We start from the raw sequence: 15441 nt of genomic DNA, 5'->3' as shown, positions 1-15441 counted from the left end.
CTATGGGTTAACGCCAAGTTAACCGGCAGAGCGGAGCCGGCCTGACGGCGGAGCGGTTTGCAGCGGGGCGTAAAATTTACGGAGCAAATGCCCCGCTGCAAACTGTCCGCGTTGAACGCCTGGTTAGGCAGCAATGTTTAGCTAGCCAGAGCTGTACGTATTTTGGCAATTCCATTCTTGAGTTCGAAACAGAGGTTTGCAAAGTCACTAGAATAAGAACGACTTTCTGCTTGAGGGGATAGTATTTTGTGGTCTGCGTCGACTCGAAGCTGTGCCACTTTCTTCAGCGGGCCGCGCAATGCATTGGGAACCCCCAATTCAGACTCTAGCAATTCAAGAAGCTGCAAGCTACTTAGCGGTCGCTTGGATTCTGAGTGGATAAAATTTTCTTGGGATTTGGCAAAGCGATCTTGTAGCAATGCCTTTATGGTGGGCTGCGACAAGGCATCTGGCCCAACCACTTTGTACAGTTCGCTTGCACAGTCGCAATAAGACTTATACGTTTGCTCTACTGGCATTCGAAGATGCACGTTCTCCGTGCGAGCGAAAAGCGCTAAAGGCTTTGTATCCAAATTGACACCCGCTACCTCAGTCAAGAGGTCGCCAATTGGGTCAGGATATTCTACCCAGGCACCTTCATAGGTCCGGCTAAGAAAGATTTGGAAGTTTTCATCAGAAGGGTCTATCGAAGGATCGTTAATTTCATGAGCGTGCCAGTAGTGCTGCTCGGAAGACCCCATGTGAGCGAGATCTTTGTAAACCGCGCTGATGGAGATGTGCCCTGAATGAAGCCGACATTTGCCGTACCTGACATATAAGTGGCGATCTTCGCTTGCTCCAGAGCACGATGTGATAGACCCCCCTGAAAGAGAGTCTTCAATCTCATAAAACTCTGGATGATCAAAGTATCTTGAAAGCACTTCCTCGTTGAAGTACACCAATCCGTACTGATGAGCGCCAAGGTGAAGCCTGATAATGTACTCCGGTAGCTTTTGTCTCGGGAGCTCAGAACTGTAATACGCGTCCGCAAGGACTTGCTTGGACGGAAAAAAGACGTGTGTTCTTAAAGGAGTTTGAGTAAAACCTGCTTTAGGATTTTCTGTATCGAAAGATCGTTGGGTGAATTCGGCGTCACGATTCATCTTTCCGTAACCCGCGTCGCACAAAGACTCGACTTCTTTGCAGGCTTCCTCATTGGAGATGCCAAACTGGTGCGCTAATTCGGAGGCAGTTATTCCTGCAGGGTTCTTGAACCATCTGGCAGCGCACTCTGCGAGGATTGCTTTTTGAATTTCCTTCATGCTATCGACCGTTCGTGATTGATTGATGCCTAACGTTTGGTTAAGGGGCCGGCTTTAGCCGGTCCCAGTGAGCGAAGCGAGCGCTTTGAACCAATTGTTATGCTGTTAGACTTTATCGCCTTTATTTTCTTCTTGCTCTTTGGGTTGAAACTCCTTCCACCATCCAGTGTACTTGCAGTCATAACAGATAAGATCTTGGGTGTCTTGGCCCATGATTTTTTCTTTTATAGGTGTGCTTTTTGAGCCACATTTTGGACAAACAGTATTTGCTCGAATCATTTTTATCCTCAGTACGATTTTGGTAGATCGGCATAACATTTTATTAGTGCGCATGCGCGTTTATCACGTTAGACCAGTGAAAACGCGCACGGTTAACTATCTGTATGCAAAGAACTTATCAGCTTTCTGCCAAATACACCATCTGGAAAACGCGCATGCGCGTTTTCCAAACCTATTAACTAAAATTCAGTTACTATATTCACCTGATTTTATAGAGTTTTATTTATTGCGGATGGAATTAGTGCACACTGATTTTGTCTCAAAATCATACCAAAACACCTAAATTTAAATACGACTGTATACCCATACATTGTTAGCCGATTTCTGGTAAGGTCAAACACTAGGTAAATGGATGAGATTTTGTATGGCAACAAGAGTAGGTATTTTCGATTGAGATAACGAGCCGAAACAAGGAATGGGGCAGTTCTGTAATATAAATGGCAATGTATTGATTTACAATGCCATTTTGGGAGATAGCTTAACAAGCTTTGGATATTTAGCTTAGGGATGATGGTGATATCAGAGCAAAATCAATTTTTGCTTGAGCTTTCGACCTCTTTGGCGGTGCGGCTAACAATATCTGTGCCAGCTTCGAGATACTGTTTATAGGTATCATCGCCCCAGGCCACGAGTTTATTATCTTTAAAAATCAGCGGGGTGCATTCTTCTTTGCTGGTCACGCCATCGGATTTTTCATGGTGAGTACGATAAAAGAGCACTTGTAGCTGGCTATCCTTAAGGGATTTGGCCTCTGTAAAATCGGCCTTACCAAATAGGGTTTTGACGGCGGAAATATCTTGCCCGAGTGTTAAATCGTTTAATTTCTGGCTGTTATAGACTTGCCTATCTTCCCAATCCATTTCATCTGGAGTGGGCTCATATACGAGTACCACTACGGCGACGAAGGCGACATAGGCGGCAAATATGCTACCAATAATAACCGAGGTTTTTGATTTCATTGAATCTAATTCCTTTGCATATCCAATGTGTTATTTGGCAAATGAATAAAATACGCCTTTGATGACCTGAGGTAAACGGCTTTATTGCAACTTAGTGTTAACAAGAGGCGCTAGTCGACGGGTGGCGTATGAATAGGGCTATTGACCCGAAAATCTTTTAAGTTGATGTTTAAGGGTAAATCGGTTTGTAGTTGGGCTAACTTATAACTGAGCCGTGCTATATCTCGGCCTTCTGCCAATTTTTTTGCTTGTTTGGCGCCGAGATTGGACAACGAGGAAAACAGTGCCGCTAAGGTTCTAAAGGTTCGGAGTAACTCGGCGGCCGATTTGGGGCCAATACCTGCGATACCGGGGATTTTATTGCCGCTATCACCAGCCAGTGCCATTAAATCGAGAAATTGGCTGCGATCGACTCCCAGTTTTTGTTCAAGCTCTGCGATGTTGAGATATTGCTGATTAAAGTGATCCCACTGGCTGATCCGCGGATGATTGAGTTGGCTAAAACCTTTATCCGTCGACACAATAATGGCTTCACCTTGGGCTTTGGCGGTTTTCATTGCAAGGGTGGCGATAACATCATCGGCCTCAGCAGCGGCATAAATTGATTGGATTTGTAAACTGTTAAGGTGTTCTTGCAATGCCGTTAAGCCCGCCGCCAGTGGCTCAGGCATAGGTTTACGGCCCTTTTTATAATCAGGGTAGAGCTGTTTACGCCAAGAGATCTCATCCCCATCCCAGACGATAGCGACATGGGTTGGGTGATGAATGCGCAGCAGTTTAGTGCAGGCGGCACTCACACGCTCCGTTAAACTGTCCATATCGTTCTCATCTGGGATCGCCGCATAAATCCGGCGGACTAAGTTGAGACCATCGATAATTAAAAACTTATTCATTGGCGGTTTTTGTTTTACTTCACGATTTGATAGCAGGGAACATAAGCGCTTCCCGGCAGTTTCATCCTATGCTGGGCGACAAAGGCCCCCAGCAAATTGTCCATCAACTCCATTAAATGCGGATCCCCTTTAATGTGGAAGGGACCTAATTGCTCAATTTGCTTGATGGTGTCAGATTTTACATTACCCGCTACGATACCCGAAAAGGCTTTGCGCAGGTTGGCTGCAAGCTCCGCTTTGTTGGTTTGAAAATGTAAATTTAAGTTTGCCATTACCTCATGGGTGGGAGTGAAGGGCAGTTGAAATTCTGGCTCAATTTTTAGCCCCCATTGATATTGGTAAGCATCTCCTGTGGCACGGCGATGGTTTTTCACTTGCTCCATGCCTTGCTTCATCACCCGAGCGACTTCGGCAGGATTATCAATAATGATTTGGTATTTTTGTTGCGCTTCAGGCCCTAAGGTAGCAGCGATAAACTCATCAATTTTAATAAAATAATCTGCGCTTTCGCTGGGGCCAGTTAATACCAGTGGGAAGGGCGTTTGTTGGTTTTCTTTATTGAGCAAAATCCCCAGTATATACAGCAGTTCTTCGGCTGTACCCGCACCGCCGGGGAAGATGATAATGCCGTGACCTAAGCGTACAAACGCTTCTAGGCGTTTTTCGATATCGGGCAAGATCACCAACTCGTTAACGATTTGGTTAGGCGGCTCAGCGGCGATAATACTTGGCTCAGTGAGACCAATATAACGGGCATTTTTAATCCGTTGTTTAGAGTGACCAATCGCTGCGCCCTTCATCGGGCCTTCCATTGCGCCAGGGCCGCAACCAGTGCAAATATCTAATTCCCTTAGGCCGAGTTGATAACCGACTTCACGGGTATATTGGTATTCGATGGCATTAATGCTGTGTCCGCCCCAGCAAACCACTACATTAGGATCTTTCATGGGCGCAATGGCGCGGGCATTACGCAAAATATCAAACACGACGTTAGTAATGTGGCTAGCATTTGTTAAATTGATATGTTTTAGGGTGTCGTATTTGTCGCTGATGTAGAGAATATCTCTGAGCACCGAAAACAAATGCTCTTGGATCCCAGTGATAATTTGGCCATCAACAAAGGCTTGTTCCGGTGGATTGATAAGCTCGAGCTTAACCCCGCGTTCACGTTGCAGTACATTGATGTCGAAGTCGTGATATTGCTCGAATAGTGCTTTAGAATTGTCGGTCTTTAAACCCGCGGCGAGTACCGCGAGTGAGCAGTTACGATACAGTTGATATAGGGCGCTTTTGGCGCTTTTTTTGAGGCGATCAACTTCAAGTTGTGAAAGCTGATCCATGCTGCCCTTAGGGCTGACTTTTACTATCATTTATCACTCCTTCGTATCGACAGGAGTGATAAGAAGCGACGTATAGTCTGACTTAGTTATACGTCAATCACGACCCTGTCTCTACTTTCATGTTTTGCTTTGTAGAGTGCTGCATCGGCGCGCTCAAAGGTTTCGTGTATGAGCTCATTGCCCATGACTCGTGCAGCCCCTATAGATACTGTAACTGTAATTCGCTGATTTTTAAATTTAAATGGAATATTTTTTACTTTTTCTCTAACTCTGTTTAAAAGTTGAGCGATATCGTTATCGTCAATATCTGGCAAAATGAGCACAAATTCTTCACCGCCGTAGCGGGCGACAAACTCGGTATCCCGTAAAGAATTTTTTAATGCCATGGCGATGACCTGTAGGGTTTTGTCCCCGGTACTGTGGCCAAAACTGTCATTGATGCTCTTAAAGTGATCGATATCTGCAATCGCAATCCATAGTGGAGATTTATGACGTTGGTAATTGCGATACTCAAGCTCCATGCGCTCTTCTAGGGCGGCACGGTTAGGTAATTGAGTTAGGCTGTCCAGCAGATTGAGCTTTTGTTGTTCGAAAAGTCGTTCTTTATAGGTATTGGCCTCATTGCTAAGCTCGTTAAGCTCTTTGCGCATGGTTTCCATCGATTTACGCAGTAAGGCTTGCTCCCGTTGCTCTAAGGCTTCTTTGCGGGCGAGGGCGGAGCGAATCGAATTGAGCTGTTCGGTTAAACGTGCTTTGAGGTCGACAATATCGTCAGTATCGATAATGGCTTCACCCACATTATCGACTCGAGAATTGATTTCACGATTAAGCTGGGTTTTAAGTTGGAAACTACGCTGGTTGTGATTATAGGATTCACTAACGACTTCCCGCACTGCTGCTAAGGCATCGTTTAAGGCGTAGAGAAATTCCTGAGAGGCGGATTTTTCCCGTGCAATATTATCGAGCAGCAGGGATAAAATCGTTTGATAAGCCTCCAGTAAATTATCGATTTCAATATCGGATGCTAGCATTTCTTTAATGACAAGCACTTGATCGCGTTGATCTTTACGGAATTCAATTTCCGAGATCATTTGTGCCAACTCATGGGCGAGTTGTCTGTGCTTTGGTAACACATCTAACTTTTCAGTTTCATTAAACTGTTGCTGTAGGATGGTGTCGTAGAAGCCGATAATTTGTTTTACTTTAGGAATGTACTCCCACACCGTATGGAACGGTTTAGCGAGATCTTGCTTAAAGTAGTTAATTTCTTTTTTGAGCTTTTCTGGTACAGAGTTAACCCGTTGAATTTGGCGGACGACCTGTGCAAGCCCTGCGCGACTTTCTTCAAGTTGTACCATTACGTGGTGGTATTGGCCTTTTAATAGGCGTTCAACATCGACCAATTCAGGTAGGGCTTCATCGACTCGCTCAAAGGTATTTAAGTTATGGCGAAGTTTGGCAAGCTTATTATCCAATTCTAAGTTTTGACCTTTGCAGGCAAGACTTAAATGACCAATAAATTGGAGTAAAGTTTGTAACTTAGCATTTCTATCTTCATTGACTTCATCGAGGGCAAGTTTTGCCGAATGAAGTTTCTGTTGAAGTAATGCAAGTTGTGTAACAGTCGCGTTGGAATCCTTCATCCGGAGTATTTTCCTAACTCTGCAGGGCTAACAAGCAAGACGTCCTCTGTCCAGATTAGCGTTTAACTCATATGCTTCTAATGTTATAACAATGGTCGTAGAGTGCAAATTGCTTTGCTTGTACGATAGTGATTAATTGTCGATATTGATCAAATATTTTCTAACAAATGCCGATTTTGGTTATTTTCCCAGCAAGGCCATACAATATCTTCCTTTATCGCATTCGTCTCGACTCGGATCAGGCCGCGTTCAATACCTTTCTCTAAGTGCAAAAACAGCGGGTCGGCAAACAGTGTCGGTGGCACAAAATCTAATGCTCTGAGACTCACATAATAGCAAGTGTCATTTGGCAAACTTCGTGCGCCAGCGAGTGCCATTTGCACGGTTTCAAACAGCAATTTGGGGGCAATGTTAATCTCCGCTTTGGCAAGCAGGGGCAAATTGATAAAGCCGAGATTGAAACTAGGCGTAAATGCTTGTTTATCGAATTGCTGTTGAAGTTGTGTTAACACTTGCTGTGGTTCTACGGCCTCAGTAAACCTGACCGCAAATAAGCCTTGGCGGATCACATAGACGGGCATAAACAGACTATGGCTAATATGGTTTGTGAGCTGACGGGTCATAGTATTGGCAAAATATTGGCCGTGATTGAGGTCAGTCGATATATGGTCGCGAAATTCAATTAAAGCTAGCGCAGTGGTTTGAGAGCTAGGCGGGTTTAGCGTCAGATCGTTTAATAGTGCAGCATATCCCTTATGATGGGTAAAAGGTTCTTCTAAGCTTAATTGAAGCAGCGATGCGTTTTGCTGTTTGCTCTTGCGTCGTTGATTTAGTAAGAAGATAACTGCTATCACCAACAAGGTTATGATAAGACCACTAAATGCCAGGAATTGATTAGTATCCTTAGCGGTTTGAATGGCATCATTTAACTTGCTTTGAATCATATTGAGTTCTAACTTGAGCTGCTGTTCAGCAAGGACTGAAGCAGTGACGCCAGGATCTTTAGCGGTGTCTTTTAATGAGTTGTTTAACTCAATAATCTTTTTTTGTGTGTTGATCACTTTGGCTTGATCTTGCTGTTTTTCTGCCGAAAGGGCGATTTGTGTCAGTGCTGATTTTTGCTCCTCTGGTAGATTTAAATCTGTCGCCAACGCTAAAGCGTTTTCAGCATGCCCCATCATCAATGGCCAATCTTGCTTGCCTTGAGCAATTTCACCAATCAGTAATTCGTTATAGACCAAGTAATGATGGCTTTGTTTTTCAGTGAATATTTTATTAGCCATCAACAAATACTTAAGTGCATTCACATCATCATTAAGATGCGAATAAGCTTGACCTAAATTGTGGAAATTAAGCCCTTGAGCGATGTAATTACCGCGTTTAGCATCGAGTTGCTGAGCATTAAGGTAGTAATCAATGGCGCGGTTCCAATCCCCTTGCTCACCATACACCATGGCAATAACTGTCATACAGCTGGAAAGATAAGTATCGTTCCCTAGCTTTTTAAATCCTGCTGCGGCTTCGTGGGCATTTTTTAACGCTTCATCCCATTGTTTTAAATCACGATACACCTTAGCGAGTTGTAACTGAAGATGCGTTTTCATTGACGGATAATTGGAGCGATTTGATAGTCGAATCGCTTCACTATAATGTTGCAATGATTTGGTTAGTTGTTGATTTTTATTATAGTAGTGCCCTAGTTTCGATTCGGCCGCCGCGATGAGGTAGTCGTTTCTGAGCTTATAAGCAATATCGCGATAAGTGTGAAAATGCATTAGTGCAGGTACATCTTGGCGAATAACCAAGTGCATGCCACCTAAATGTTCATGGATGGTATGTTTTAGCAGCATAGACTCAATATCAACGCTTTCGCTGATCTGTGTCAGTGCTTCGTTATAAAAAGCGATCGCTTCTTGGTATTTTTGTTCGGTGCGACCGATATAGCGCCCCTTTAGCATGGCGACGGTGGCTTGCTCGAAGGGCGTTTGCGCTATGCTTGCCAGAAGTTCGATTAAGTTGTTTGCGTCTTGAAAACCCACCTTGGTTTTGACATTGGGTTCCAGATTTAACCGTGCGAGGAGTTGCAGTATGTGCTCAAACTCATCACTGCTGTAGCCCTGTTCTTGGGCTGCTCGTTCGAATTGTTCACGGTTCTTAAAGGTGATTGGAAAAGAAATCGACTGATTAAGCCTGTCATACATTTTTTGTGGCGTTTCACGCAATTCTATTTCTTCAGCCTCAAGATCGACCGCCAATGTTTGAAAAGAAATAGATATTAACAAGGTCACGAAAATAACAATGAGTTTATGCATGTGTAGGTGGCCCTATATTCCCTAAGTCAAGGAACTTATTTTGTTAGCTTTTGTTAGCGCCTAATGAGGATGCTACATCGACTTGTTATACTTGGAAAAAATATAAGAAGCATAATAACAGAAGACGGAAGGAAGTCAGAGTGAAACCCAATAGATTATCTATTTTGGCATTAAGTGTATTAGGGTCGGCTAACGTATTTGCCGATGTGGATTACAAAATTGATTTAAGCCAACCCCAACATCATCTTGCACAGGTGAGTGTAACGTTTCCCGAAGCGAAAGCAGGTGAGTTAACGGTTAATCTTCCTGTGTGGCGTACGGGTAAATACCAAGTGTTACCACTCTCTGATGGCGTGCGTTTATTCACGGCAAAAGACAGTAAGGGCAATCCACTCCTATGGAAACGCAGTGCTAGTGGCGAGTGGAAAATTGCCTTAGATAATCCAACCAATGTAACCGTGAGTTATCAACTTTACGCCAATGAATTAGGCCAGCGCGTGCGTCATATTGATTCAAGCCATGCTTATCTCGATGCCAGTGGCGTATTAATGTATAGCCCGCAATTTCGAGAAGACCCAGTAGCAGTACAATTAACCGTGCGCGAAAACTGGCAGAGTTATTCGGGCATGTCGTCAGGCAAAATGGCGCATTCATTTATTGCACCTAATTATGATGTGCTAATTGACTCCCCCATTGAAACAGGGGTGAGTACTCACAAAAAATTTAGTGCTAATGGCAAAGACTATGAATTAGTGTTTTGGGGTGAAGGCAACTACGATGCCGATAAGGTGGTGAAAGACTTAACCGCATTGAGTGGCCAAGCTAAAGCGATCTGGGATGATTATCCTTTTGATCGTTATGTTTATATGGTGCATGCCACCAGCGGGGCGGGCGGCGCGACCGAGCACTTAAACTCGACGGTTATTCAACTGCCGCGGTTTAGTTTTCGCGAGCGTAAGGATTACCTACGCTTTATTAGCACGGCGTCCCATGAGTTTATTCATACTTGGAACGTTAAAGCCTATCGTCCGGCAGGTTTGGTCCCCTACGATTATCAGCATGAAAACATGACCGAACTGTTGTGGATTGCCGAGGGATCAACTAGTTATTTCCAAGGACAATTGTTGCTGCGCGCAGGAGTGATGACGCCAAAAGAATTTTTAGAAGACTTAGCCAAACGTATCGAAAAAAGCGAGCTGACACCTGGGCGTGAAATTCAATCGGTTGCCGAAGCCAGTTTAGGCGAATGGAGCAGTACGGGCGGCGATTATGCGATTAACCACAGTGTGAATATTTACTCCGAAGGTTATTTAGCCTCACTGGCGCTGGATTTCTCTCTGCTGACGGATTCGAATCTTGCCCATTCTTACCGCGACGTGCATCGTAAACTCTATCAGGATTACCGCGTACCTAAGGGGTACACTGTGGCCGATGTGCAGCAAATTCTGAAGGACTTATCGGGTAAGGACTATGGCCCATGGTGGCAAAGTCATGTGAATAGTCCACTGAGCCTTGAGTTTTCAAGCCTGTTGTCTCAGGCCGGATTAGTGATGTCCTACGGTAAAGACGCTAAAGCTGAGCCTTTCACTGGCATGACCTTAAGCAGCGAATATGGCTCTTTAGTGCTTGCCCAAGTATTGCGTAATAGCCCCGCCTGGCAGGCTGGTATCATGGCGGGAGACGAGATTATCGCGATTAATGGCTTAAAGGTGACCGCTCAAGGATTTGATAAGCGCATCAAAGACTTTAAAGTGGGTGATAAGGTCGAAATCACCTTATTTAACAACGATAAAATTAAGCAAGTGGCGTTAACCTTAGGTGAGAAACAAAGCGGCAAGCTAGTGCTCAAAGGCGATGTGAAGGCGACTAAACAGCAAAAAGCCTTCTTCAAGGCTTGGCTGGGCATCGATTGGCCGTTTGATAATAAGGGTGAGCTGCTGACGAAAAGTTAACTTGTTTGCGATTTGAGTGAGTGGGCTTTAGGTTGGCTTATTCGAATCACTACCAATGTGTTACTTCAGTCATAGAGACTAAAAAGGCGCCGCAGTGAACTGAGTCCAACTGCGGCGCCTTTTACTTTTCTAATACTCGCTAGGAAGGAGCCTTGGCCAAATACGATCAGCGTTTTAAGCGTTAAGCTTGAGTCTCTTCAATGCCACCCAATGCAGAAACTAGGGCGTGCATTAGTGCGACTAATTCACTGCCCATTAAGGCAAAGTCAGCATCGAGGCGCGCCATCGGATCTTCATTACCCAACTCATCGTTACCCGCTCTAAATTCTTCGGAGAATTTTAAGCGTTTCACACTGGCATCGGATTGCAGCAATAGCGCAATCGATTGGCCAAAGTGCAGGGCGAGCTTATGCACTTCTTTGCCGGTTTCTAGGTGGGCAAGTACTTCGTCTTCTTTTAGATCTTGCTGCTTAAAGCGTACTATGCCGCCTTCATCTGCGGCAGATTTCAGCTCAGCTTCATCTTGCATTTCAAAGGGTAATGGTGCGCTGCCATTTTTAAGCCATTCAGTTAATTGGCTTTCAATCGGTGCTTTAAAGCTTAATGGGATCACTGGCAAGCTACCTAAGGCCTTGCGTAATAAGGCTAATAATTCTTCTGCCTTAGTGGCGCTTGAGCTGTCGACGAGGATCATTTCTAGCTCAGGTAAAATCAGTGCGCGAGTTTGGCTGCGGCGCGAAAAAGCGCGTGGCAATAGGCTAGTGATGATTTCATCTTTTAGCGCATCTTTTTCTTTTTTGGCGAGTTTACGATTTTCTTCGTCTTCAATTTGTGCCACTTTTTCTTCTAATGATTCTTTAATTACTTGACCAGGAAGAATTTTTTCTTCTTTAGTGACACAGATTAGATGACGATTGTTGGCGCTGTGCACTAAGGTGCTGCCCTGTTTACCTAAGGCATTGGAAAACCCAAATTTGCTGACGTCTTGGCTGGCGCACGGGGAAAATGTGAAATCGGCAAGTGCGGTTTCAAGTGCTTCTGTCTCGATGGAAAAAGGTTTATTGAAACGATAAAGAGTAAGATTTTTAAACCACATAAGATGCGCTCATTGGAAAAATAAAGTCGCAGTTTACGGCATAGTTGCGGCGGGGTAAACCTACCTGAAATCGTTAAATTTTGCCTTGGTTGCAGAATTCATCAAAATGTAACATTGAGAAAAACTCAGCTATAACCCTTGGTGTTAATGGGTTTTGTCTTTTGTAGGTGGTGCGGTTTTATGGTGGTAGTCCTAAGTTGTCACAATTGAAATAAAACTGAAACAGATTCATTGCAAACTTTCGGTCGTTCCAAACCAATAACCAAGACGAACATAACGTCGAAAGGATTAAATGATGAACGTTTTTTGTAAAACTCTACTTGCTTCTGCGCTAGCTTCTGCAACTCTGGCTTCTGCTTATGCCGCTGAGCCACTGACTGTTTATGGTAAGTTGAATGTTACCGCTCAATCAAACGATGAGAAAGGTGACGCTACAACAACTATTCAAAGTAATGCTTCTCGTTTTGGTGTGAAGGGTGATTTCGAATTATCAAGTTCACTTACTGCTTTTTATACTGTTGAGTATCAAGTAGATACTGGCAATGCATCAAGCGACAACTTTACTGCGCGTAATCAATTTGTTGGTTTAAAAGGCGACTTTGGTTCGTTCTCTGTTGGTCGTAACGATACTTTGCTGAAGATTTCTCAAGGTGATGTTGACCAATTTAACGATCTTTCTGGCGACTTAACAAAATTATTTAAAGGTGAAGTTCGTGCTGCGCAAACGGCAACTTACTTAACCCCTTCCTTTGGTGACTTCGTGTTTGGTGTCACTTATGTTGCGGAAGGTAATGATGTTAAAAGTCAATTTGCTCAAGATGGTTTCAGTGCTGCCGCCATGTATGGTGACGCTAAGTTAAAGAAAACCGCTGTCTATGCAGCCCTTGCGTACGATTCTGATGTGTCTGGATATGAAATCGTGCGTGCTAGCTTACAAGCCAAGTTAGCTGGCATCAAGTTGGGTGGTATGTATCAGCAGCAGGAACAAACGTACAAATACAATGCAACAACGGGCGAACCAGTTGAGGTGTCTGCAGACAGTGCGACTGGCTACCTGTTAAGTGCTGCTTATGATATCAATGCTGTGACATTAAAAGCACAATATCAAGACATGGAAGACTTAGGTGATTCATGGTCAGTGGGTGCGGATTACAGCTTAGGCAAGCCGACTAAAGTGTTTGCTTTCTATACCAACCGCTCTTTAGAAGCGAATACAGATGATGATAAATACATCGGTGTTGGTTTAGAACACAAGTTCTAATCTCAGTATTAAGATTGAATTAAGGAGGCTTCGGCCTCCTTTTTTATTGCGATAAACAAACAGTTATATAAACTTAATATGACAATTATCGCTACTATATAGCTTGTACGGCACACTTATTCATAAATCTGTAATAAAAATGACTAATAATAGCCGTGTTGACATTCACTGACAGAAAATCACCTATGACTGCAAGGATATTGATAGTAGAAGACGAGTTAGCCATCCGCGAGATGCTGACTTTTGTAATGGAACAGCATGGGTTTACCACCTCTGCGGCAGAAGATTTTGATTCGGCCATTGCGCTGCTAAAGGAGCCTTACCCCGATCTGATTTTGTTGGATTGGATGTTTCCTGGAGGAAGCGGTATTCAATTGGCTAAACGCCTCAAGCAGGATGAGTTTACCCGTCAGATCCCCATTATTATGCTCACCGCCCGTGGAGAAGAGGAAGATAAGGTTAAGGGCCTCGAAGTGGGCGCCGATGACTATATCACTAAACCTTTCTCACCCAAGGAGTTGGTGGCACGTATCAAAGCGGTGCTACGCCGTAGCGCGCCGACCCGTCTTGAAGAAACGATTGACGTACAAGGATTGTTACTCGACCCCGTGAGTCACAGGGTAAGTGTTGGCGATACTGTACTCGATATGGGGCCCACAGAATTTCGATTGTTACACTTTTTTATGACACACCCAGAACGTGTCTATAGCCGCGAACAGCTGCTTGATAATGTGTGGGGCACAAACGTATATGTCGAAGACCGAACCGTTGATGTGCATATTCGCCGCCTACGTAAAGCGGTTGAAGAGTCGGGCCATGATCGTCTCATTCAAACGGTTCGTGGTGCGGGTTATCGTTTCTCAACACGTAGTTAGTGCCAAATAAGAGATAGGCACAGGTTAGCTTTTCGGCTATCTTGTGCTCCTCTTATTTAGCCTGATGTTTGGGTTTATTTATGTTCGACTCTTATTCAGGGTACCGGTTGTTTACGCGCTTAGCCGTATTTTTACTGCTTTGTTTGCTCATTGGTTTATTGGTAGGGAAACCCCTCTGGATACTGATCATTGGATTGCTAGGGCTAGTGTTCTGGCATTACCGTCAGTTAGCGCGACTTAATTTTTGGTTATGGCGAGATAGAAAATTAACGCCTCCCCAAGGCACTGGCAGTTGGGAAGGTGTATTTAATGGTATTTACCGCCTGCAAGGTAAAAATCGTCGCCGAGTCGGTCAATTGGCAGCTCTACTTGGGCGTTTCCGTCAAGGCGCTGAAGCCTTACCCGATGCAGCAGTCGTGCTCGACTCAGAGCATAATATCTTATGGTGTAATAAATTAGCTCAGCTGATGTTGGGATTCGTTTGGCCACAGGATAATGGTCAACGAATCGATAATTTAATTCGTCATCCCGATTTTTCTGCCTATATCAAAGCGGCTGAATATAAGGAACCCTTAGAGCTGGCTTCGCCAGTATCGGAGCGGCGTTTACTCGAAATTCGTATCATGGCCTATGGCGATCGGCAGTTACTGTTGATTGCCCGCGATATTACACGGATAAGACAACTCGAAGGCATGCGTAAAGAATTTGTCGCCAATGTGTCACACGAACTCAAAACCCCGCTCACTGTATTGCAGGGCTATTTAGAGATGATGCAAAGCATGGCGGAACCCGATTCGATGAACGCTAAGCCCTTAGCCTTAATGCAGCAGCAGACTCGGCGAATGCAGTCGATGGTCGAACAATTACTGGTGTTATCGCGTATCGAAGATGCGGTGGATATTAATCTTGAGAACACGGTAAACATGTCGCAGCTAATGGAAGTTTTAAAGGAAGAAGCTAAAGCATTAGCGCAGGATAAATATGAGTTAAGTTTCTATTGTGAGCCGGGATTAGATTCCCATGGCAATGAGTTACAGCTTAGAAGTGCTTGCTCTAACCTGATTTCTAATGCGATTCGTTACACTGAACCTGGTGGCAAGATTACGGTGCAGTGGCGTAGCGTTGCTACTGGCGGTCTCTTCAGTGTGACAGATACTGGGGAAGGGATTGCACCGCAGCATATCAATCGCTTAACCGAGCGTTTTTATCGAGTTGACAGCGCGCGCTCACGGCAAACGGGGGGCAGCGGCCTTGGTTTAGCCATTGTGAAACATGCGTTAAGTCATCATCACAGTGAGCTTAATATCAGCAGTGAATTAGGAAAGGGTAGCACTTTCAGCTTTGTGATCCCGCAGCATTTGATTGAACGTAAAAAATAATTGCTATTTAATGTAACGTTATTTTTTATATTAAAAACAGGTCATTATGGCCTGTTTTGTTTTTTATCGGGTTTGAATCGGCGGATTTTTTATAAAAAGGTGTTTTGTCATCTAAGTGTCATATCTTAGACATAGAATTGTCATTGTAGCG

At 44.2% G+C, this 15441-nt stretch carries 11 protein-coding genes; 4 read left to right on the top strand and 7 right to left on the bottom strand.

Going from position 1 to position 15441, the window contains the following annotated elements; genetic code table 11:
• Positions 1-137: 137 nt before the first annotated feature.
• The 6 genes from SHEWPOL2_RS02670 to SHEWPOL2_RS02640 form a co-directional block, all read right to left on the bottom strand.
• Complete coding sequence (locus SHEWPOL2_RS02670; protein WP_037425816.1) at positions 138-1301, bottom strand: hypothetical protein; 1164 nt, start codon at positions 1299-1301, stop codon at positions 138-140.
• Between the two features lie 809 nt (positions 1302-2110).
• Positions 2111-2539, bottom strand: a complete 429-nt coding sequence (locus SHEWPOL2_RS02660; protein WP_037416564.1) for a DUF3192 domain-containing protein — start codon at positions 2537-2539, stop codon at positions 2111-2113.
• 110 nt (positions 2540-2649) lie between these two features.
• Positions 2650-3432, bottom strand: a complete 783-nt coding sequence (gene xni, locus SHEWPOL2_RS02655; protein ID WP_037425810.1) for a flap endonuclease Xni — start codon at positions 3430-3432, stop codon at positions 2650-2652.
• Positions 3433-3446: 14 nt separating this feature from the next.
• The gene (gene ppnN, locus SHEWPOL2_RS02650) at positions 3447-4802 is read right to left on the bottom strand and encodes a nucleotide 5'-monophosphate nucleosidase PpnN (RefSeq protein WP_037425808.1); all 1356 of its coding nucleotides are present in this window, start codon (positions 4800-4802) and stop codon (positions 3447-3449) included.
• A 56-nt stretch (positions 4803-4858) separates the two neighbouring features.
• Entirely contained in the window at positions 4859-6415 is a 1557-nt protein-coding gene (locus SHEWPOL2_RS02645) for a GGDEF domain-containing protein (RefSeq protein WP_037416573.1), read from the bottom strand.
• A 149-nt stretch (positions 6416-6564) separates the two neighbouring features.
• Entirely contained in the window at positions 6565-8727 is a 2163-nt protein-coding gene (locus tag SHEWPOL2_RS02640; RefSeq protein ID WP_037425805.1) for a tetratricopeptide repeat protein, read from the bottom strand.
• Between the two features lie 140 nt (positions 8728-8867).
• Here SHEWPOL2_RS02640 and SHEWPOL2_RS02635 point away from each other — a divergent pair, with 140 nt between their 5' ends.
• Positions 8868-10679 (top strand): PDZ domain-containing protein, encoded by a 1812-nt coding sequence (locus SHEWPOL2_RS02635; protein WP_037425804.1) that lies wholly within the window; start codon positions 8868-8870, stop codon positions 10677-10679.
• A 181-nt stretch (positions 10680-10860) separates the two neighbouring features.
• Here the strand turns inward: SHEWPOL2_RS02635 and rdgC are convergent, their stop codons facing one another.
• On the bottom strand, positions 10861-11775 hold the full coding sequence (rdgC, locus tag SHEWPOL2_RS02630) for a recombination-associated protein RdgC (RefSeq protein WP_037425802.1): 915 nt from the start codon (positions 11773-11775) through the stop codon (positions 10861-10863).
• Positions 11776-12067: 292 nt separating this feature from the next.
• On the opposite strand from rdgC, the gene SHEWPOL2_RS02625 reads away from it, so the two are divergent.
• From SHEWPOL2_RS02625 to phoR, 3 genes are all read left to right on the top strand, one after another.
• Positions 12068-13036: a porin gene (locus tag SHEWPOL2_RS02625; protein WP_037416585.1), complete on the top strand. Its 969-nt coding sequence runs from the start codon at positions 12068-12070 to the stop codon at positions 13034-13036.
• 185 nt (positions 13037-13221) lie between these two features.
• Positions 13222-13911 (top strand): phosphate regulon transcriptional regulator PhoB, encoded by a 690-nt coding sequence (gene phoB / locus SHEWPOL2_RS02620; RefSeq protein ID WP_011071727.1) that lies wholly within the window; start codon positions 13222-13224, stop codon positions 13909-13911.
• Positions 13912-13991: 80 nt separating this feature from the next.
• Positions 13992-15290 (top strand): phosphate regulon sensor histidine kinase PhoR, encoded by a 1299-nt coding sequence (phoR, locus tag SHEWPOL2_RS02615; protein WP_037425800.1) that lies wholly within the window; start codon positions 13992-13994, stop codon positions 15288-15290.
• Positions 15291-15441: the final 151 nt, after the last annotated feature.

Source organism: Shewanella sp. POL2 (genome assembly GCF_000282755.1).
Lineage (GTDB): Bacteria > Pseudomonadota > Gammaproteobacteria > Enterobacterales > Shewanellaceae > Shewanella > Shewanella xiamenensis.
Note: the sequence above shows the minus strand (reverse complement) of the source record. Positions and strands in the feature narration are given on the sequence as shown.

Bases quoted from the DNA above. Each gene is read 5' to 3' on its own strand.
- SHEWPOL2_RS02645 (WP_037416573.1), bottom strand. From the start codon at position 6,415: ATGAAGGATTCCAACGCGACTGTTACACAACTTGCATTACTTCAACAG.
- SHEWPOL2_RS02640 (WP_037425805.1), bottom strand. From the start codon at position 8,727: ATGCATAAACTCATTGTTATTTTCGTGACCTTGTTAATATCTATTTCT.
- ppnN (WP_037425808.1), bottom strand. From the start codon at position 4,802: ATGATAGTAAAAGTCAGCCCTAAGGGCAGCATGGATCAGCTTTCACAA.
- SHEWPOL2_RS02670 (WP_037425816.1), bottom strand. From the start codon at position 1,301: ATGAAGGAAATTCAAAAAGCAATCCTCGCAGAGTGCGCTGCCAGATGG.
- xni (WP_037425810.1), bottom strand. From the start codon at position 3,432: ATGAATAAGTTTTTAATTATCGATGGTCTCAACTTAGTCCGCCGGATT.
- phoB (WP_011071727.1), top strand. From the start codon at position 13,222: ATGACTGCAAGGATATTGATAGTAGAAGACGAGTTAGCCATCCGCGAG.
- SHEWPOL2_RS02660 (WP_037416564.1), bottom strand. From the start codon at position 2,539: ATGAAATCAAAAACCTCGGTTATTATTGGTAGCATATTTGCCGCCTAT.
- phoR (WP_037425800.1), top strand. From the start codon at position 13,992: ATGTTCGACTCTTATTCAGGGTACCGGTTGTTTACGCGCTTAGCCGTA.
- rdgC (WP_037425802.1), bottom strand. From the start codon at position 11,775: ATGTGGTTTAAAAATCTTACTCTTTATCGTTTCAATAAACCTTTTTCC.
- SHEWPOL2_RS02625 (WP_037416585.1), top strand. From the start codon at position 12,068: ATGATGAACGTTTTTTGTAAAACTCTACTTGCTTCTGCGCTAGCTTCT.